The organism is Amycolatopsis sp. FBCC-B4732 (assembly GCF_023008405.1).
Lineage (GTDB): Bacteria > Actinomycetota > Actinomycetes > Mycobacteriales > Pseudonocardiaceae > Amycolatopsis > Amycolatopsis pretoriensis_A.
In genome coordinates this window covers 6,003,050-6,021,803 of the sequence record NZ_CP095376.1, presented here as the reverse complement: position 1 = coordinate 6,021,803, position 18,754 = coordinate 6,003,050, and the positions used below count along the sequence as shown (strand labels likewise).

18 protein-coding genes are annotated in these 18,754 nt (G+C 72.6%); 10 read left to right on the top strand and 8 right to left on the bottom strand.

What is annotated here, in order from left to right:
* Positions 1 to 7: 7 nt before the first annotated feature.
* The 4 genes from MUY14_RS26130 to MUY14_RS46975 all read left to right on the top strand — a co-directional run bounded on the left by MUY14_RS26130 (position 8) and on the right by MUY14_RS46975 (position 4,062).
* The gene (locus MUY14_RS26130; RefSeq protein WP_247012791.1) at positions 8 to 1,237 is read left to right on the top strand and encodes an MFS transporter; all 1,230 of its coding nucleotides are present in this window, start codon (positions 8 to 10) and stop codon (positions 1,235 to 1,237) included.
* Positions 1,238 to 1,289: 52 nt separating this feature from the next.
* Complete coding sequence (locus MUY14_RS26125) at positions 1,290 to 2,186, top strand: XRE family transcriptional regulator (RefSeq protein WP_247012789.1); 897 nt, start codon at positions 1,290 to 1,292, stop codon at positions 2,184 to 2,186.
* A gap of 85 nt (positions 2,187 to 2,271) precedes the next feature.
* Complete coding sequence (locus MUY14_RS46980; protein WP_281506183.1) at positions 2,272 to 3,390, top strand: alpha-lytic protease prodomain-containing protein; 1,119 nt, start codon at positions 2,272 to 2,274, stop codon at positions 3,388 to 3,390.
* 3 nt (positions 3,391 to 3,393) lie between these two features.
* Positions 3,394 to 4,062: a proprotein convertase P-domain-containing protein gene (locus tag MUY14_RS46975; RefSeq protein ID WP_281506182.1), complete on the top strand. Its 669-nt coding sequence runs from the start codon at positions 3,394 to 3,396 to the stop codon at positions 4,060 to 4,062.
* Between the two features lie 45 nt (positions 4,063 to 4,107).
* On the opposite strand, the gene MUY14_RS26115 is transcribed toward MUY14_RS46975, so the two are convergent.
* Both MUY14_RS26115 and MUY14_RS26110 read right to left on the bottom strand, forming a co-directional pair.
* Positions 4,108 to 5,502 (bottom strand): mycothione reductase, encoded by a 1,395-nt coding sequence (locus MUY14_RS26115; RefSeq protein WP_247012787.1) that lies wholly within the window; start codon positions 5,500 to 5,502, stop codon positions 4,108 to 4,110.
* A 96-nt stretch (positions 5,503 to 5,598) separates the two neighbouring features.
* Positions 5,599 to 6,459, bottom strand: a complete 861-nt coding sequence (locus MUY14_RS26110; RefSeq protein WP_247012785.1) for a M15 family metallopeptidase — start codon at positions 6,457 to 6,459, stop codon at positions 5,599 to 5,601.
* Between the two features lie 166 nt (positions 6,460 to 6,625).
* Between MUY14_RS26110 and MUY14_RS26105 the strand changes: the two genes are divergently transcribed.
* Both MUY14_RS26105 and MUY14_RS26100 read left to right on the top strand, forming a co-directional pair.
* A complete protein-coding gene (locus tag MUY14_RS26105; protein ID WP_247012783.1) occupies positions 6,626 to 7,444 on the top strand; it encodes a serine protease in 819 nt (272 codons plus the stop codon).
* Between the two features lie 18 nt (positions 7,445 to 7,462).
* Positions 7,463 to 7,897 carry a GNAT family N-acetyltransferase gene (locus MUY14_RS26100; RefSeq protein ID WP_247012781.1) on the top strand — a complete coding sequence of 145 codons (435 nt, stop codon included), beginning with the start codon at positions 7,463 to 7,465 and terminating at the stop codon, positions 7,895 to 7,897.
* Between the two features lie 79 nt (positions 7,898 to 7,976).
* Here the strand turns inward: MUY14_RS26100 and MUY14_RS26095 are convergent, their stop codons facing one another.
* The 3 genes from MUY14_RS26095 to MUY14_RS26085 all read right to left on the bottom strand — a co-directional run bounded on the left by MUY14_RS26095 (position 7,977) and on the right by MUY14_RS26085 (position 12,138).
* Positions 7,977 to 9,152: an 8-amino-7-oxononanoate synthase gene (locus tag MUY14_RS26095; RefSeq protein ID WP_247012779.1), complete on the bottom strand. Its 1,176-nt coding sequence runs from the start codon at positions 9,150 to 9,152 to the stop codon at positions 7,977 to 7,979.
* 96 nt (positions 9,153 to 9,248) lie between these two features.
* Positions 9,249 to 10,850 carry a DEAD/DEAH box helicase gene (locus MUY14_RS26090; RefSeq protein ID WP_247012777.1) on the bottom strand — a complete coding sequence of 534 codons (1,602 nt, stop codon included), beginning with the start codon at positions 10,848 to 10,850 and terminating at the stop codon, positions 9,249 to 9,251.
* A 325-nt stretch (positions 10,851 to 11,175) separates the two neighbouring features.
* Positions 11,176 to 12,138, bottom strand: a complete 963-nt coding sequence (locus MUY14_RS26085) for an RIO1 family regulatory kinase/ATPase (protein WP_247012775.1) — start codon at positions 12,136 to 12,138, stop codon at positions 11,176 to 11,178.
* Positions 12,139 to 12,409: 271 nt separating this feature from the next.
* On the opposite strand from MUY14_RS26085, the gene MUY14_RS26080 reads away from it, so the two are divergent.
* On the top strand, positions 12,410 to 13,942 hold the full coding sequence (locus MUY14_RS26080) for an NAD(P)/FAD-dependent oxidoreductase (protein WP_247012773.1): 1,533 nt from the start codon (positions 12,410 to 12,412) through the stop codon (positions 13,940 to 13,942).
* Between the two features lie 6 nt (positions 13,943 to 13,948).
* Here the strand turns inward: MUY14_RS26080 and MUY14_RS26075 are convergent, their stop codons facing one another.
* Positions 13,949 to 14,836 (bottom strand): MBL fold metallo-hydrolase, encoded by an 888-nt coding sequence (locus tag MUY14_RS26075; RefSeq protein WP_247012771.1) that lies wholly within the window; start codon positions 14,834 to 14,836, stop codon positions 13,949 to 13,951.
* Between the two features lie 82 nt (positions 14,837 to 14,918).
* Here MUY14_RS26075 and MUY14_RS26070 point away from each other — a divergent pair, with 82 nt between their 5' ends.
* A complete protein-coding gene (locus MUY14_RS26070) occupies positions 14,919 to 15,770 on the top strand; it encodes a LysR family transcriptional regulator (RefSeq protein ID WP_247012769.1) in 852 nt (283 codons plus the stop codon).
* Between the two features lie 19 nt (positions 15,771 to 15,789).
* Here the strand turns inward: MUY14_RS26070 and MUY14_RS26065 are convergent, their stop codons facing one another.
* Positions 15,790 to 16,344 (bottom strand): suppressor of fused domain protein, encoded by a 555-nt coding sequence (locus MUY14_RS26065; protein ID WP_247012767.1) that lies wholly within the window; start codon positions 16,342 to 16,344, stop codon positions 15,790 to 15,792.
* Positions 16,345 to 16,428: 84 nt separating this feature from the next.
* Here MUY14_RS26065 and MUY14_RS26060 point away from each other — a divergent pair, with 84 nt between their 5' ends.
* Entirely contained in the window at positions 16,429 to 17,499 is a 1,071-nt protein-coding gene (locus MUY14_RS26060; protein ID WP_247012765.1) for an FAD-binding oxidoreductase, read from the top strand.
* 206 nt (positions 17,500 to 17,705) lie between these two features.
* Positions 17,706 to 18,008: an N-acetyltransferase gene (locus MUY14_RS26055; RefSeq protein WP_247012763.1), complete on the top strand. Its 303-nt coding sequence runs from the start codon at positions 17,706 to 17,708 to the stop codon at positions 18,006 to 18,008.
* Here the strand turns inward: MUY14_RS26055 and yaaA are convergent.
* On the bottom strand, positions 17,995 to 18,741 hold the full coding sequence (gene yaaA / locus MUY14_RS26050; protein WP_247012761.1) for a peroxide stress protein YaaA: 747 nt from the start codon (positions 18,739 to 18,741) through the stop codon (positions 17,995 to 17,997). The genes MUY14_RS26055 and yaaA overlap by 14 nt on opposite strands.
* Positions 18,742 to 18,754 lie beyond the last annotated feature (13 nt).

Here is an 18,754-nt window from a genome sequence, read left to right as displayed (position 1 = left end):
AGCGGTCATGCACGTCGAACACCGTGAATCCGGCCTCGAACCCGAACTGGACGGCGCCGTGGAGTTCCGCGCGCCGGGCGTGGTCGCCGCCGGCGTGCTGCTCGCGGTCGCGGTGGTGCTCACCGCCCTCAACCTGCGCCCGGCCATCACCGGCGTCGGCCCCATGCTCGCGGAAATGCGCCAGGACCTGGGCACGTCCGGCGTCTGGGCCGGCGTGCTCACGACGTTGCCGACGCTCTGCTTCGCCGGCGCCGGGCTGGCCGCGCCGCTGCTCGCCCGCCGGGCCGGCATCGGCGCCGCCATCGGGATCGCGCTCGGGACGCTCGCGACCGGGCTCGTGCTGCGCGTGCTCGACGGCCCGGCCGTGGTGCTCGGCGGGACGCTTGTGGCCACCGCCGGCATCGCCCTGATCAACGTGCTGATCCCGGTGGTCATCAAGGACTCCTTCCCGGCCCGCATCGGCGTCATGACCGGTGTCTACACCGCCGCCCTGCAGGGCGGCGGCGCGCTCGGGTCGGCGGTGACCCCGCAGCTCGGCGACGCGTTCGGCGGCTGGCGCCCGGCGCTGGGCAGCTGGGCCGTGGTGGCCGTCGTCGCGTTGCTGGCGTGGATTCTCGCAGCCCGCGGCACCGGCCGGGCACCGAGGCACACCGATGCCGCCCAGGCCGGCCGGTCGCTGCTGCGCAACCGCCTGGCCTGGATCGTCACGGTGTTCTTCGGGCTGCAGGCGTTCTACGCCTACGCGGCGATGGGCTGGTTCCCGCAGGTGCTGATGGACGCGGGGGTGTCCCGCGACGACGCCGGCCTGCTGTTCGGCCTGGTCTCGCTGATCGCCGTGCCGATCAGTCTCGTCGTCGCGCCGATGGCCGCCCGGCAGCGCGGGCAAGGTCCGTGGATCGCGGCCCTCGGCGTGTTCGGCTTCGCCGGCACCGCCGGGCTGATGCTCGCCCCGGCGTGGTCGCCGCTGCTCTGGAGCCTGCTGATCGGGCTCGGCATGAGCGTGTTCTCGCTGGCGCTGACCGTGATCGCGCTGCGGGCGCGGACCGGCGCGGACACCGCCCGGCTGTCCGGGATGGCGCAGGGCTTCGGCTACCTGTTCGCCGCGCTCGGGCCGTTCCTCTTCGGCCTGCTGCACGACGTCGCGGGCGGCTGGACCGTGCCGCTGGCGATGCTGCTCGGCCTGCTCGTCGTGCAGGTGGTGTTCGGCGCGCTCGCCGGTCGCGGCCGGTTCGTCTGATTCTTAACTGTTAACGCCGTTCGCCGGGGCCGGCGCGGCTTAAGCTCGTCCGGTGGCCGTGCCGTCCCCTGACCTCGGGGCATTGCTGCGCGAGGGCCCGTTCGACGCCGCCCTGCGCGCGGCCATCCGCGCCCGCGGGCTGAGCCTGGACCGGCTCCGCGAGCACCTGCGCGCTCGCGGCGTGTCCGTCACGACGGCGACGTTGAGCTACTGGCAGTCCGGCCGCAGCCGTCCCGAGCGGCACGAGTCGGTGCGCGGGTTGCGGCAGCTCGAAGCCGTCCTGGAGGTGCCGTCGGGTTCGCTCGTCGCGCTGCTCGGCCCGCCCCGGGCGCGCCGGGCGGTGACCGCGGAGATCGGCCGGTTCTGGCCTGACGGGCGGCGCATCGACGCCGCGGTGTCCGATGTGGACATCCGGTGGGACGAGCGGCTGACCCGGCTCAGCCAGCACGACGTCGTCCTCGTCGGCGCCGGCCGCGAGGAACTGGAGATCCGGTCGCGGCAGGTGCTGCGCGCCGAGGCCGACGGCCCGGACCGGTGGGTGGTCATCCTGCACCTGGACGAGCACGACCGGCCGCTGCCGGAACTGCGCTCGCTGCGCGGCTGCCGCCCCGGCCGCAGCGTGCTGAAGCCCGAAGACGGCCTGCTCGTCGTCGAACTGCTCTTCGCCAGGCCGCTCGAACGCGGCGAAACGGTGCTCACCGAGCACACTCTCGTGAACCGCCCGCCGTATCCGGTCGCGACGAACTACGAACGCAAATTCCGGCTCCCGGTCCGCGAATACGTGCTCGAAATCCGGTTCTCGCCCGAGGCGGTCCCGGTGGTCTGCCGCCGCTTCGCCGAGCCCGGCGAAGAAACCGAAGTCGTGCCGGAAGGCGATGCGGTGCACGGGGTCGCGCTCAACTTCGGCCCTGGCCGGTACGGTTTCGAATGGGATTGGCCCGTCAGTTAACTGTTAAAGACTTGCGGATCTGCAAAACCGGCTTTCCGGCGGCTTACCGTCTGCGCACCCCACTCGCCGATCCGAGGAGAAATCGATGCGCAGATTCGTTTCCGTCGCCGGGGTGGCCGCGCTGGCGGCGCTCGGGCTGGGCGTCTCGCCCGCCGAAGCGGCACCGGGGCACCCGGACGCCGAGGTGACGGGCGTCGCCGCGGCGTTCGGGCTCACCGCGGACCAGGCCCGGGCTCAGCTCGCCGCCCAGGACGACGCTCACCGGCTGGCCGCGGCCCTGCCCGCTTCGGTGCGTGCGCGGTCGGCCGGGCAGTGGTTCGACGCCGCCGCCGGGAAGCTGACTGTCGCTGTCACGACGGCCGAAGCCGCCTCGCAGGTACGTGCCGCGGGGGCGGAGGCTCGCGTGGTCGCGCGGAGCCAGGCCGACCTGGACCGCACCGACGCGGCCGTCCGTGCCCTGATCGGCGCGGGCGTGCCCGGCGTCTACGGCTGGGGCGTCGACGTCCGCGGCAACGAGGTCGGCGTGGACGTCGACCGGACGAAGAAGACCGCGGCGACCGGGAGTTTCCTCTCCCGGGCAAGGGAACTCGGGGTCCGGATCACCGAGACGGCGTCGTCCCCGCGGCAGCAGTCGGGCACGATCCAGACCGGGAACCCGTGGTGGCCGGGCAGCGAGAGCAACTGCTCGGTCGGCTTCCCGGTGACGGATTCGGCCGGTGCCAAGCACTTCCTGACCGCGGGTCACTGCACGAACGACCGCGACCAAGCCGCGTACGGCGCGTCGGGGCAGCAGAACCGGATCGGCACGTCGAACGTCGGCGGCACCCACAGCGTCAACGCGCGTGAAGGCGACATGGGTGTCGTCGCGGTGACCGAGGCCGGGTGGAACCTGTCGGCGTCGGTCAACACCTGGGGCCAGCCCGCGATCACGCTGACCGGCGCGGCCGAGGCGATGGTCGGCGACCGCGTCTGCCACTCCGGCAACACTTCGCACTGGCAGTGCGGCGAGGTGAAGTACACGCACAAGTCCGCCGACTACGGCGGCGGCCTGGTCATCGACGACCTCACCTGGACGACGGCGTGCTCCCTCGGCGGCGACTCCGGCGGCGGCTGGCTGCTCGGCGACAAGGCCACCGGCCTGCACGACGGCGGCCCGTCGCAGTGCGTGGACAACCCCTCCGACGGGGACCTGTCCCTGTTCTAGCCGGTGGCCGAGGCGTTGACCAAGTGGCAGCTCAGGCTGGTGACCAGCGGTGGCACCACGCCGCCGGGCGCACCCGCCGCCCCGCGGGTCACCGGCACGACGGCCACCAGCGTCTCGCTGGCCTGGGATGCGTCCACCGGCGACGTCACCGCGTACGACGTCTACAACGGCTCGGCGCTCGCCACGAGCGTCACCGGGACTTCGGCGACCGTCACCGGGCTCTCGCCGGACACCGCGTACACGTTCACGGTCAAGGCCCGCGATGCCGCCGGCAACGTGTCGCCGGCCAGCGCCCCGGTTCCGGCCAGGACCCAGGCGGGTGGCAGCGGCCGGACGTTGACCAACGACACCGACTACGCGATCCGCGACTACCAGCAGGTGTTCAGCCCGATCACGTCCACCCTGACCGGCCAGGCGGCGACCCCGCTGTCGGTCGCGGTGACCATCCGCCACACGTGCGCCGAAGACCTCGGCGTCACGCTGCTGGACCCGAAGGGCAAGGCGTACGCGCTCAAGTACAGCGGCGGCGGCACGTGCACGGCCTGGACCGGCCCGCGGACGTTCACCGTTCCCGCGGCCTCCTCGCCGGCGTCGGGCAAGTGGCAGCTGCGCGTCACCGACTACGGGCCCGGCGACACCGGCACCCTCGACACCTGGTCCCTCACGCTGTAGGACTCCCGCGGGCCGGGCGCTGAACCCCGCCCGGCCCGCGGTGACTCAGTCCAGCGGCAGGTTGAGCAGGGCGTTCTCGATCAGCTCCGGCATCGCCGGGTGGATCCAGTACTGCCCGCGCGCCATGCTCCGCGCGTCGAGCCCGAAGCTCATCGCCTGGATCAGCGGCTGGATCACCGACGACGCCTGCGGCCCGATGATGTGCGCGCCGAGCAACCGGCCGGTCGCCGGGTCGGCCAGCAGCTTCGCGAAGCCCGTGGTGTCTTCCATCGCCCAGCCGTAGGCGATCCCGGCGTAGTCCTGCTTCGAAGTCACGTAGGAGACGCCCTTTTCGCGCGCCTTCCGCTCGGTGAGCCCGACGGACGCGACCTGCGGGTGGGTGAACACCGCGTGCGGCACGAACCGGTGGTCGGCGGTGATCCGCTCGTCCGGGTGCGCCAGGTTGTGCTGCACCACACGGGCTTCGTGGTTGGCGACGTGCTTCAGTTCGTGCGGCGAGGAAAGGTCGCCGAGCGCGTAGATGCCCTCAACCACGGTCTCCTGGTAGTCGTCGACCACGACGTGTCCACTGTCCATTGTGGTCACGCCGGTGGCGGCGACGTCGAGCAGGTCCGAGTTCGGCCGGCGGCCGGTCGCGACCAGCAGCACGTCGGCCTCGACGGTTTCGGCGCCCTGCGGTCCTTCGAGGTCCAGCGCGACGCCGTGGCCGGTCTTGCGCGCCCGCACGGTCTTGCGGTCGAGGCGGACGTCGAAGCGTTCCGAAGCCAGCTCGGTGAACCGCGCGCTGACGTCGTCGTCCTCGGAGCGCAGCAGCCGCCCGGACCGGTTGACCAGCGTGACGTGGACGCCGAACGACGCGAAGACGTGCGCGAACTCGGCCGCGATGTACCCGCCGCCGAGGACGACGATGCGCTCGGGCAGTTCGTCGAGCCGCATCACGGTGTCGGAGGTGTGGTACTCGACGGTGTCCAGGCCGGGGATCTCCGGGATCACCGGGCGCCCGCCCGCGGCGAGCACGAACTTGTCGGCGGTCAGCACCTCGTCGGGGCGCCCGTCGGCGAAGCTGACGCGCAGTTCCTTGTGCCCGGTGAAGCGGGCGGTGCCGTCGTAGACGTCGACGTTCGCGTTGTCCTCGTGGCTGCGGCGGTACTCCGCGCCGCCCGCGGCGATCGGGTCGATCCGGCCGAAGATCCGGTCGCGGATGTCCCGCCAGCGCACGCCCTTCAGCTCTTCGTCCACGCCGTACTTCGCGCTGTGCGAAGGCGTGTACGCGACGTCGGCGGCGTACACGAACATCTTCGTCGGGATGCAGCCGACGTTGAGGCAGGTGCCCCCGAACGTGCCCTTCTCGACGATCGCCGTCTTCTTGCCGGCGAAATCCGGGCCGAGGATCGAATTCCCCGATCCCGTCCCGACGATCACCAGGTCGTAGTGGGGCACTGCATCCTCCGCGGGGTCGGCTCCGGTCGATTCACCCTAGCCAACCGGCTGCGGGGAGCGGGTGTTCCCCGATGTGCTTAACGTCGTATTACGTGGTCAGTGGCCGTTGCCGGTGAAGTGCATCCGGTCCTTCGGGCTGGTCCACGCGCCGCCCCAGCTCCAGCCGATCGCGGCGAACGCCCGCACGGTCGCGTCGCCGGCCAGGACCATGCCGGGCCGCCGGTTCGAGCGGTCGACGTAGGCCGAGGCCAGCTCGGGCAGCACGAGATCACCCTGGGTGTAGGGGTTGCAGAACGGGTTGACGTCGACGGCGAGGCCGTACGCGTGCGCCGACCACGACGTCTGCCCGCGGGCCGGGCGGCAGACGAACGCGCTGGTCGAGTTGCCGTCGCCGGTCGGCGGCAGGGTCAGTTCTTCCGGGCTGGTCACGCGCATCTCTTCGAGGGGGAAGCGCGCCGCGAAGAGCTGTCCGAAGACCTGGGTGATCCCGGCGGCGCCCTTCGCGTTGACCGGCATTTCGCCGGTGTGCGCGCGGCCGTCGAAACCCCAGAACGACATCGTCAGGTAGCGCAGGTCGGTCGCTTCGACCGGGCACCCGGGCTGCCAGGTGCTGCGCGCGAGGACGTCGGCGGGCACCGCGCTGACCGTCGAGGCGTACTTGCCGCCGGCGGGCGGCGGGAGGAGGTCTTTTGTCGGAAGTGCCCGGTTCACCAGTTCGGGTGGCGTCGGTTCGATCTCGCCGAACCCGTCCGGGCGCCGGGGGAGTGGCCGGGCACCCACCTGCCAGGTGACGGCGGGCGCGCTCGTCGCCGTCACCGGCGCTCGGGTTGTCGGCGCCGGGGTTGTCCTGGTGTTCGGCGTCGAGGGCACGGGTTGCGGCGTCGACGGCACTTCGGAGGCGCACGAGGTCAGCGTCAGGGCCAGTACCGCCCCGAACACCGCTGCCGTCCGCCGCATCCGGCCAGCTTGACAGAGGCGGCCGGAAAGCGCGGAGTCCACCCGTTCCAGTGACACCGCTTTGGGCCCACTCGGATTAGGGTATTCAGCGCACGGCGTTCACGCACCGGAGTCGCCCGGGTGCCGAGCGCTTGTTCTTTGCCGTGTCTGATGAGGGGAACGTCCCATGTCCGTGAAGTCCCGTCGATCCCTGCTGCTCGCGAGCGGCGCGCTCCTCGCCGTGGCCGCGGTGGCCGTCCCGGTCGTGGTCGGCACGGCGTCGGCGGATCCCGGATCCGGCAACCAGGCGCGCATAGTCGGCGGCGAAAAGGCGTCGCTCGGCGAACACCCGTACGCGGTGTACCTGACCGACAGCGGCGGAAACCAGTTCTGCGGCGCGGTGATCGTCAGCTCCACGGCGGTCGCGACGGCGGCCCACTGCGCGAAGGCGGTCGCTAAGCAGGACGTCCGCGTGGTGGCGGGCCGCGAGGACAAGCGCACGGAGGACGGTCAGGTCCTCAGCGTCTCGAAGGTCTGGATCAGCAAGGGCTACAGTGACCCGACGCAGGGCGACGACGTCGCGGTGCTGTCCGTCCGCGGCCAGCTCGACTACCGGCCCGCGCAGCTGCCGGGCAAGGGCGACGCGAGCCTGTACGCGGCAGGCACGAAGGCGACGGTCCTCGGCTGGGGCCGCGTCGCCGACGGCGGCGCCCGGTCGGACTACCTGCGCAGCGTCGAAGTCCCGCTGGTCTCCGACACCGACTGCAGCTCCGACTACAACGTCTACAACCAGAAGACGATGGTCTGCGCGGGCTACCCCGACGGCGGCAAGGACGCCTGCCAGGGCGACTCCGGCGGCCCCCTGGTCGTGGGCGACACCCTGATCGGCATCGTCTCCTTCGGCGACGGCTGCGGGAAGGCGGGCAAACCGGGCGTCTACACCCGCGTCTCGGCGTACACCGACGACATCGAAGCCCAGGCGAAGCCGCGCACCCTCTTCCCGTAGAGCGTGGTAAGCAGGGGTATGCCGACCCTGCACGAAGCGACCGGTCCCGAACTGACGGCCGCCCAGCTCCACGACATCCTCCGCCTGCGCGTGGACGTCTTCGTGGTGGAGCAGAAAGCCGCGTACCCCGAACTCGACGGCCGTGATCTCGCGCTCGACACCCGCCACCTGTGGTTCGAGACCCCGTCCGGCGTCGCGTCCTACCTCCGGGTGCTGCAAGATCCCGACAACGTCCGCCGCATCGGCCGGGTGGCGACGGCGGCGAACGCCCGCGGCCAGGGCCTGGCCGCCCGGCTGATGGACGAGGCACTGAAGATCCCGGGCGAGTACGTCCTCGACGCCCAGACGTACGTCCAAGGTTTCTACGCCCGCTACGGCTTCATCGCGGAAGGCGCGGAGTACACCGACGAGGACGGCATCCCCCACATCCGTATGCGCCGCCTAGCGCGCTGACCCGTTGCCACGCTGACTGCTACGGCCCGGGCCGACTGAGGACCTCAAGCGCACCCGCTGCCCGAGCACCCTCGCGGCGTCAGGCGATCGCGCCCGGCGGGGCGGTCGCGGTGATCACCTTCACCGCGCGGTCCACGTCGGCCTCCGTGAGGTCGGCCCGCGCGGTCAGCCGCAGCCGCGAGATGCCGTCCGGCACCGACGGCGGCCGGAAGCACCCGACGCGGATGCCGTGCTCCGCGCAGGCCGCCGCCCACGCGACCGCCGTCTCGGCCGAAGGCGCCTGGACCGAGATGACGGCGGCGTCCGGCAGGCTCGCCTTCAACCCGGCCGCCTTCAACGACATCGCGAGGTTGCCGGCGTTCTCGACGACCTTCTCCGCCATGCCGGGCTTTTCCTTCAGCGCGTGCAACGCGGCCAGCGCGGCAGCCGCACTCGCCGGCGCGAGCGCGGTGTCGAAGATGAAACTGCGAGCCGTGTCCACGAGGTGCTTGATCACGCGCCGCGGCCCCAGCACCGCCCCACCCTGTGCACCCAGCGACTTCGACAGCGTCAACGTCGTGACGACATCGGGCGCACCCGCGAGCCCCGCCGCGTGGACCGCGCCGCGGCCGCCTTCGCCGAGGACACCGAAGCCGTGCGCGTCGTCGACCAGCAGCGCCGCACCGTGCTCGCGGCAGATGCCGGCCAGCTCGCCGAGCGGCGCGAGGTCGCCGTCCACCGAGAACACCGAGTCGGTCACCACCAGCGCGCGCGGCTTGCGCCGGGTCGAGAGCGCGTGCTTGATCGCCGACGGCGTCGAGTGCGCGACCGCGGCGACGTCGGCGCGCGACAGCCGGCAGCCCTCGATCAGCGACGCGTGGATGTACTTGTCGGTGACGATCGCGGACTCGGCGCCCGACAGCGCCGTCACCGCCCCGAGGTTCGCGGCGAAGCCGGAGGAGAACACGAGCGCCGACTGCACGCCGCAGAACCGGGCGAGCTCCAGCTCGAGCTCGGTGTGCAGCTCGGTCGACCCGGTGACCAGCCGGGACCCGGTCGCCCCGGCACCCCAGCGGAGGGCGGCGGCGGCGGCCGCCCCGGCGACGCGCTTGTCGCGGGCCAGCCCGAGGTAGTCGTTGCCGGCCAGGTCCAGCTCGTCGACCCGCGCGGGACGCGGCCGCAGCTGCCGCACGAGCCCCGCGTTCGCCCGCTTCTCCGCCTCGACGTCGAGCCAGTCGAAAACCTCATCGGGCGGGGGCGTCGGCGGCGTAGTCACGTCCCGCAGTCTCCCATCCGCGATCCGCGTCCTCGTGTGGCGGGCCCTGGAAACGCCGGAAGCCCCGGACCGAGGTCCGGGGCTTCCTGGGGTGGATCAGCTGTCGTAGCCGCGACGCGGGCCACGGCTCGGGCGGCCGTAGCCACCGCCGTTGCCCGTCCGCGGCTGACGGGCACGGCCGCCGAAGCCGCCGGGGCGGCCTTCGCGGTGGCCGGAACCCTCACGCGCACCCTGGTACCCGCCGCGGTCGCCACCGCGGTCACCACGGTCGCCGCCGTAGCTGCCCCGGTCGCCGCCGCGGTCGCGGTCGCCGCGGTAGCCGCCGCGACCCGAACCGCCGAAGCCGCGGTCGCCGCGGAAGCCACCGCCGCCACGACGCGGGCTCTCGCGCCGCCGCTCGATGACCGGCTCGCCGCTGGGCTCGCGGGCACCGGTGATGCGGGACAGCGCGTCGTCACCCGGACGGACCATCGTGGACTCGGCGCGCACGCCGGCCCGGTCGGTCATCCGCTTGACCATCCGGCGCTGGTCGTTGGTGACCACCGTGACGACGACACCGGACGCCCCGGCGCGCGCCGTGCGGCCCGCGCGGTGGAGGTAGTCCTTGTGGTCCGCCGCCGGGTCGACGTGCAGCACCAGCGAGATGTCGTCGACGTGGATGCCGCGCGCGGCGACGTCCGTGGCGACCAGCACCGGGGTGTGGCCTTCCTTGAAGTCGGCGAGGACTCGGTTGCGCTGCCCCTGCGTCTTCCCGCCGTGCAGCGCCGCCGCGTTCACGCCCTGCTCACGCAGGCGCTCGGCGAGGCGGTCGACGTGGTGCTTGGTGCGGACGAACATGATCGTGCGGCCCTCGCGGGCGCCGATCTGCGTGATGACGTCCTGCTTGTCCTGGTGCGAGACCTGGAGCACGTGGTGGTCCATGGTCGTCACGCTCGCGGTCGACGGCGCGACCGAGTGGGTGACCGGGTCGGTCAAGTACTGCTTGACCAGGCGGTTGACGTCACCGTCGAGCGTCGCGGAGAACAGCAGCCGCTGCCCGCCCGCCGGGGTGAGGTCCATGATCTCGCGGACCTGCGGCATGAAGCCCATGTCCGCCATCTGGTCGGCCTCGTCGAGGGCGATGAAGTTGCAGTCGCCCAGGTTCGCGGTGCCCTGCCGGACGTGGTCCGACAGCCGCCCCGGGGTGGCGATCAGCAGGTCGACGCCACGGGAGAGCGCGTCCGCCTGCCGGGCGAAAGCCATGCCGCCGACAGCAGTGCGGCACCACAGGCCGAGCGCCCGGGCCAGCGGGGTCAGCGAGTCGGCGACCTGCATGGCCAGCTCGCGGGTCGGGACGAGGATCAGGGCGCGGGGACGCTTCGGGCGGGCCTTGCCGCCGTCGAGCCGGGCCAGCATGGCCAGGCCGAAGGCGAGGGTCTTGCCGGAGCCGGTCTGGGCGCGGCCCAGCACGTCGCGGCCGGCCAGCGCGTCCGGGATGGTCGCGGACTGGATCGGGAACGGGCTGTTGATGCCCGCGTCAGCCAGCGCGCGGAGCAGCGGCTCCGGCAGGCCCAGCTGGGCGAAGGTCTTGGTGGCCACGGTCTCGACCGCGTCGTCGCGCAGCATGTCCCCACCGGCCGGGCGGGTGCGCGGCTTGTGGTCGGGACGGTCCGCGCGCGCGGACGTCGAGGTGTGGCCGGAATTGAACGTGACTGTCACAAATGCCTCTCGGACGCGGTTCGTCACAAGGGAGGCCCGGGCTGCCCGCGCGCAGGCAGGGCAAGATGGTGTGCGGTGGGCGTTCACAGGGACGGACCCGGCACACCGTGTCTTCGCTTGCCGACACTGCGCGCCGCATGGGATTTACGGATCACCGCGAGCCATTCGGTGGCTCTGGAGGCGACGGACACCAACTCATCCACGCCGCCGGTTGCGGTCTGTACATACTGTACCCGAGTCGGAGCTGGGACTTCGCATGGAGGTCACTGGTTGTGGGCGGCGTCGCAGACGTGTTCCGCGCCACAGCCGCGACGCCGCCCCGCGTTCACCCGAGCCCGGCGGCGGACAGGAGCTCCGCCAGCAGCTCGTCGGTGTTCGTCACGTGCTCGCCGAGCCCGCGGCCGTGGAACCAGCCCGCCAGGTTGCGCACGTCCCTGGCCAGGAACTCGGCGCCGCCGGGGTTGGCCACGACGTCGACGATCTGCGGCAGGTCGATCACCATCAACCGGCCCCGGTGCACGAGCACGTTGTACGCCGAGAGGTCGCCGTGCGCGAGCCCCTCGGCGGCGAGCAGTTCGAGCGCCGCGGTGGCCTGGAACCAGAGGTCCTTCAGCTCCCCGGGCTCCGGGCGCGCCTGGGCGAGCCGCGGCGCCGCGGTTCCGTCCTCCTCCCCGAGGAATTCGAGGAGCAGTTCGGTCCCGTTGCGCTGCACCGGGTAGGGCACCGGTGCCCCGAGCGTCCACAAGCGACTCAGCGCGGCGAACTCCGCGACGGCCCACTGTTCGGCGATGAGGTTGCGGCCGAACGCCGTGCGGTGCTCGATCGCGCGCATCTCGCGGGAGCGGCGCATCCGCCGTCCTTCGAGGTAGCCCGCGTCGCGGTGGAACAGCTTGTGCTCGTCGCTTCGGTAGCGCTTCGCGGCGAGCAGCGTCCCGGGGGTGCCGGGCAACCCGCGCCGCAGCAGGTGGACGTCGGCCTCCTTGCCGGTCTTCAGGACGCCGAGGTCGGTGTCGACCGCGGCGAGCTCGGTGACCACCCAGTCCGGCCGGGGTCGCGGGCCGTGTTCGGCGTCGTCCCAGGTCGACCAGCGATCGGCGCCGTCGGGCAGCTGGTTTTCGGTGTAGGCGTCGTCGCGGAGCTTGGCGAGCCGGATGCGCTCGCCTGCGGTGAGCCGCCCGCTGCGCGTGGGCTCCGGGTCGTCGAACCGCCCGCGGCGCGAACGCGCTCCGCGACGGCGGGAAGGTTGGTCGTCGAAGTGGTCGAAGTCTTCGAAGTCGTGCTGGCGCACTGGTGGGGTTCTCCTCGATCAGGGATGCCCCACCGGGCGCGTGGTCAGCTCCAGGGGGCGGGTGGGCAAGGGCGCGAAAGGGCCCGGACATCCATCACGACAGGCACCTCCCCGCTCTTGCACACCGGCTCCCTGCCGGATGCGTTCAGCTTGCCGGACCGTTCCCCGGCCGCGCAACCGAATAGCGCGAACGGTCCGTTCGTGACGTTTCCTTGAATTCCGCCGGCGGCCGTGGCCACGATGAACCGGCAGGCAGAACAAGGGAGGGCAGATGGACGCGTACGACGTGGTGATCGTCGGCGGTGGGCACAACGGCCTCGTCGCGGCCGCGTACCTGGCGCGGGCGGGCCGGTCGGTGCTCGTGCTCGAACGGCGGGGAGAGACCGGTGGCGCCGCCGTCTCGTTCCGCGCGTTCGAGGGCGTGGACGTCCGGCTGTCGCGCTACTCGTACCTCGTCAGCCTGCTGCCGAAGAAGATCGTGGCCGACCTCGACCTCGACGTGGAGCTGCGACGGCGCCGGATGTCGTCGTACACCCCGTCGGGCGGCTCCGGTCTCCTTGTCGACACGGGCGACGACGGCCGGACGGCTGCGTCGTTCCGGGCGCTCACCGGGTCCACCTCGGACTTCGCGGCCTGGCAACGGTTCTACGAGCTGACCGGGCGCGTCGCCGGGCGCGCGTTCGGCACGCTCACCGAACCACTGCTGTCCGAAGTGGACTTCCGCGAACGCATCGGCGACGCCGATGCGTGGTCCTCGCTGTTCGAACGGCCGATCGGCGAAACGCTCACGTCGTGGTTCGGCCACGACACGGTGCGCGGCGTGGTGCTCACCGACGCGCTGATCGGCACGTTCGCCCCGGCCGGCGACGAGGACCTGCGGCAGAACCGGTGCCTGCTCTACCACGTGATCGGCAACGGCACCGGCGACTGGGACGTCCCGGTCGGCGGCATGGGCGCGGTCACCGGCTCGCTCGCGGCGGCCGCGGCCGCCGCGGGTGCGCGCCTGGTGACCGGTGCGGAGGTGCTCTCGGTGGACCCCGGCGGCGAGGTGCGGTACCGGCGTGACGACGCCGAGCACGTCGCCGTCGGAGGGCACATCCTGGCCAACGTCGCGCCGTCCACGCTGGCGAGGCTGCTGGGCGAGGAGCCGCCGAGCCGGCCGGAAGGCGCGCAGCTGAAGGTGAACATGGTGCTCTCGCGGCTGCCGAGGCTGCGTGACCCGGACGTCGACCCGGCCGAGGCGTTCGGTGGCACCTTCCACGTCAACGAAACCTTCACGCAACTGGAGGCGGCGTACCGCGAGGCGGCAGCGGGAAGGATCCCCACGCTGCCGCCGTGCGAAATCTATTGCCACTCGTTGACGGATCCGTCCATCCTCGGCCCGGCCGAACGCGCGGCCGGCGCGCACACCCTCACCTTGTTCGGCCTGCACATGCCGGCGCGGCTCTTCGAGGGGCGCAACGAAGAGGCGCGCGAAGCGGCGTTGCGCGCGACGCTCGCTTCTCTGAACAGCGTGCTGGCCGAGCCGATCGAGGACTGCCTGCTGTCCGCGCCGGACGGGAAACCCTGTGTGGAAGCCAAAACCCCGCTGGACCTGGAAGCCGAGCTGGGCCTGCCGGCGGGGCACATCTTCCACCGGGACCTTTCCTGGCCGTTCGCGGAGGATCCGGTCCAGGCCGGCCGCTGGGGCGTGGAAACACCGCACGAACGCGTTCTGCTGTGCGGCGCGGGAGCCGTGAGAGGAGGTGGTGTGAGCGGCATCCCCGGCCACAACGCGGCGATGGCGGTTCTCGGCGTCCGGTGATCCGGGTCAGGCGTCGTGTTCGGTGCACAGACATGCGACGCCCGGCTCGATCCACTCCCGGCCAGCCCATTCCGGGTGCCGTTCGACGAGCAGCGAGCGGACCTCGGCGACGACCTCGTCCACGCCCATCGCCGAGTCCCGCCGAAGCCAGGTCTCGTCCCGCAGTTCCCGCAGGTAGTCACGGACGTCGGTGAGTACGGCACCGCCGCCGACCTCTCCGTGCCCGGGAACCACCACGCGGTGCCCGGCGGCGGCCAGCCGGTCCAGGACGGCGAGCCAGCCCACGCCCGAGACGTCGGCGTCGTGCGGCGGGAACCACGGGAAGATCGCGAACTGCCCGGTTTCGGCCAGGTCGCCGGTGAACAGGACACCGGCGTCCGGCACCTCGACGACTTGGTCGCCCTTGGTGTGGCCGCGGCCGGTGGGGCGCAGTCGGACGGTCCGGCCGCCGAGGTCGAGGTCGTACCCGTCGTCGAAGACGAGGTCGGGCACCGGCACCCGGACACCGTCGAGGCGGCGGGTGACCACCTCGCCCAGGCCCCGGAACATCTCCAGGTAGCCCGGGCCCTTGGTGGTCAGGTCGTCGGCTTGGGCGCGGTTGACCAGGTAGGTCGCCTCGCCGGCGAACACCTGGGCGCCGAAAGCGTGCTCGGGGTGGAAGTGGGTCGTGGTCAGGTACAGGCGACGGCCCTTCGCCACCTCCGTGGCGAAGGCGAGCACCTGCTCGGCGTTGGCGGTGCCGATGCCCGTGTCGACGACGAGGACGGCTTCCGAGCCGCCCACGACGCCGATGTTGGGCACCAGGTCGACCCGGCGGTTGGGGATCACCAGCAGGTCCGGGGCGATCTCGTCGGCGCCGTCGACGTGCACGGCGGGATCGGTCAGTTCGGTCATACCCCGATTCCACCGCCGCCGGTGCACGGGCGTCCAAGACCGGTTCGGTGGCGCCGATACCGGATGACTATCGTCGCCGGTCATGGAGCTGCGCACGCTGCGGTACTTCGTGGCCGTCGCCGAAGAACTCCACTTCGGCCGGGCCGCCGCGCGGCTGCACATGAGCCAGCCGCCGCTGAGCCGGGCGATCAAGCAGCTGGAGCGCGACGTCGGTGCCGTGCTGCTGCTGCGCTCGGTCACAGGGGTCACGCTCACCCCGGCCGGTGCGGCGCTGCTCGCGGAAGCACGGTCCCTGCTCGACCAGGCCGACCGCGCCCGCGTGCGCGTGGCCGCGGCGGCGGGCGAAGCGGTGCTCACCGTCGGCCTCCTGGGCGACAGCACCGACCCGCACGCGGTCCGGCTCGCCGACGCCTACCGGCAGCGGCACCCGGACGTCGAGGTCCGCGTGCGCGACACCGACCTGACCGACCCGACCTGCGGCCTGCGCACGGGCCTGGTCGACGTGGCGCTGACCCGCGCGCCCTTCGACGAGACCGGCCTCGCGGTGCACGAGCTGCGGACGGACCCGGTCGGCGCGGTCCTGCGCGCCGACGACCCCTTGGCCACGCGCGACCGCTTGGACCTGGCCGACCTGGCCGGCCGCCGCTGGTTCCGCTTCCCGGACGGCACCGACCCGCGGTGGCAGTCGTACTGGCACGGCGGCGAACCCCGGGAGGGCCCGGTGGTGCGCGCGGTCCAGGAGTGCCTGCAGGCGGTCCTCTGGAACGGCACCGTCGGCCTGACCCCGCTCGGGCACCAGCCGGCCGGCGACCTGGTCGTGGTGCCGCTGCCCGCGATGGCGCCGAGCCGGGTGGTCATGGCGTGGCAGCAGGGCACCACCAACCCGCTGGTCCACTCGTTCGCCCACCTCGCGACGGCCGCGTACCGCACCTGAGCGCCCCTGCGGCTCCGTCCTAGATCACCGGGGGGCGGCGGACGTCGTAGAGGTCCCAGTCCAGCTGCCAGAACGCGTCGATGCCGTGCTCGCGGATGAACTTCCGTTCGGCGTCGTGCACCGGGTAGCAGCCGGCGATGCTGATCGGGGCGCCCCCGACGTCGATCAGCGTGTACTGGTGCGCGTCGAGGCCCGCGGGCGCCGAAACGGCGAACGCCGTCATGGCGGACTCCTCGGCGATCGGCTGGCCGAAGTCGATGGTGTCGCCGTAGACGAACGGGCAGGTGCCGCGCAGCTGCTCGGCGAGGTAGCCGATGGCCAGGGCCCACGTCGGGTCGTCGGACCGGACGCTGATCCACAGCTCCGGTCTCATGCCGTGCCAGTCCGGGTGCTCGGCCAGCGAAAGCCCGTAGGTCGCGCCGGTGAGGTAGCGCGGTTCCGGTTCGTCGGCGTAGACGAACGCGATGACGTCGTCGAGCCCGTCGTGGGTCGACGCGATCGGCTGCAGGCGGGGTTCGCTGGTCCCGGTCAGGGTGTCGAGATGGGCGACATACCGCTCGGCACGGCTGGGCATGGCGCGCAGCATACGACCGACCGGGCGGCCGTGCGGGACAATCCCGCTGGCTCGGGCGCGGCATGTTCGGGCAGGGTGGAAACCATGCGAGTGCTCGTGATCGGAAGCGGAATCGGCGGCGCGGCGACGGCTTGGCACCTGGCGCGCCGCGGTGTGGAAGTGGTCGTGGCGGACGCGGCGCGGCCGGGGACGGCGACCGAAGCCGGTGCCGGGATCGTCAGCCCGTGGACGTCGCGGTGGGAAGACGCGGTGTACCCGCTCGCCTCGGCCGCCGGCCGGTACTACCGCGAATTCGCCGCGGAGCTCGAGGGTTCGTCGTTCGAGGTCGTCGGCGGGATGATCGTGTCGGCCGACGAGGCCGAACTCGACGAGGCACAGGAACGGCTGGCGAAGCGGGCGGCGGACGCGCCGGAAGTCGGCGAGGTCCGCCGGCTCGACCCGGCGCAGGCCCGCGAACTCTTCCCGGCGCTGGCGCCCGGGCTGGCCGCGGTGCACCTGAGCGGTGCGGGCCGCGTCGACGGGCACGAACTGCGCCGCGTGCTGCTGCGCGACGCCGAACGCCACGGTGCGAAATTCGTCGAAGGGGAGGTCGCGTTCCGGGCCGACGGCACGGTCGCGGGCGAGGCGGGACCGCTGGCGGCGGACAGCGTCGTGGTCGCGGCCGGCGCGTGGAGCCGCGATCTGCTGGCGCCGCTGGGCATAGATCTGCCGGTGACGCCGCACCGCGGCCAGATCAGCCACTTCGACCTGCCGGGCACGGACACGGCGGCGTGGCCGGTGGTACTGCCGCGCACCAGCCACTACCTGCTCGCGTTCGGCGGCGGCCGGGTCGTCGCGGGCGCGACTCGCGAGGCGGAGGCGGGCTTCGACTACCGCGTCACGGCCGCCGGGCAGCGTGAGGTGCTGGACAACGCGCTGGCGGTCGCGCCCGGTCTCGCGGACGCGACGCTTTCGGAGACCCGGGTCGGCTTCCGCCCGGGCACGCCGGACGGCCTGCCGATCCTCGGCTCGCTCCGTCCCGGGCTGGCCGTTTCGACGGGGTTCGGCGCGGGCGGGCTGACGAACGCGCCGTTCGCGGGCAAGCTCGTCGCGGCGCTGGCGGTGGGGGAGGACCCGGGCTTCGACCTGACGCCGTTCAGCCCGGATCGCTTCTGAACGGCCACCGCCTCCGCCCAGCGAAGGAGGCGGACCTCGCCGCGCTGCTCACGATCCTCGACGGCGCCGTCTCGTGGCTCGGCTCGCAGGGACTGGACCAGTGGGCGGGAGCGCCGTGGCGTGCCGACGAACTGCGGCCGGGCCTCGCGACCGGTGCGCTGCGGGTGGCGGAAACCGCGGGGCCGGCGCCGGTGCCGGTCGCGACCATGACTCTCGGCGAAGAAGCGGCGTCGCTCTGGCGTCCGGCGCACGAGCCGGCCGCCGCGCTGTACGTCAGCCATCTCGCGGTCGACCGCGCTGCTGCCGGGCACGGGGTCGGGGCGTGGCTGCTCGACGAAGCCGCGGAGGAAGCCGCGCGGCGGGGCAAGCGGTGGCTGCGGCTCGACGCGTGGAAGAGCAATGCCCGCCTGCACGCCTACTACCGGCGGTCGGGCTTCCGGCTGGTGCGGATCGCCGACGGGGCCGGCGGTTCCGGCGCCCTGTTCGAGCGGGCCGTCAGCCTTCGGTGACCAGTTCGAGCGCGTGCTCGCCCGTGCGCTCGACGACCAGGCCCGCCTTCGTGATGACCTTCGCCAGCTGGTCCACAGTGGACGGTTCGGCGCGGGTGGCGGCCAGTACGTGCGCCAGACGGCCTTTGTACGCCTTGTTGAAGTGGCTGACCGTCACGCGTTCGCCGCGGGCGTTCTCGGTGACCACGCGGACCGTCACTGCGTCCGGGCGGAGCTTGGCGAAGGCCGAGTACGTGCCGGAACGCAAGTCCACGACCAGGCCTTCGACCGCTTGCAGCACCGGCTCGAGGACCGGCTTCCAGTGGCCGCGGACCGTGCCGAGGGAAGGCAGGGAGTTGCCGCCCGACAGGCGGTACGCCGGGATCGGGTCGGTCGCCGAAACCACGCCGAACAGCGAGGACGTCACCGCCAGGCGGCGGTGGGCCTTCTCCAGGGCCGCTTTCGTGAAGCTCTTCACGTCGAGGGCGTCGTAGAGGACGCCGGTGTAGCGGCGCAGGGCCGGCATCGTCGGGGACGTCCAGAGCTCGGCGTTGCGCGCGACCTCCCCGGCCTGGCGCTCGGTGAGGCCCAGGGCCGCGAGGCTGGCCGGGACGTCGGCGGCGAGCTCGACCAGCGCGTCCGCGAGCTTCGCGCGCGCCGGGTTCAGCTCGGGGAACGACAGCGCGCCGAGGTCGAGGGGGCCGCCGCGGCCGCCGTCGGCTTTGGTCTCTGAAGGGGGGAGGAGGACCAGCACGGTCCGAGCGTAA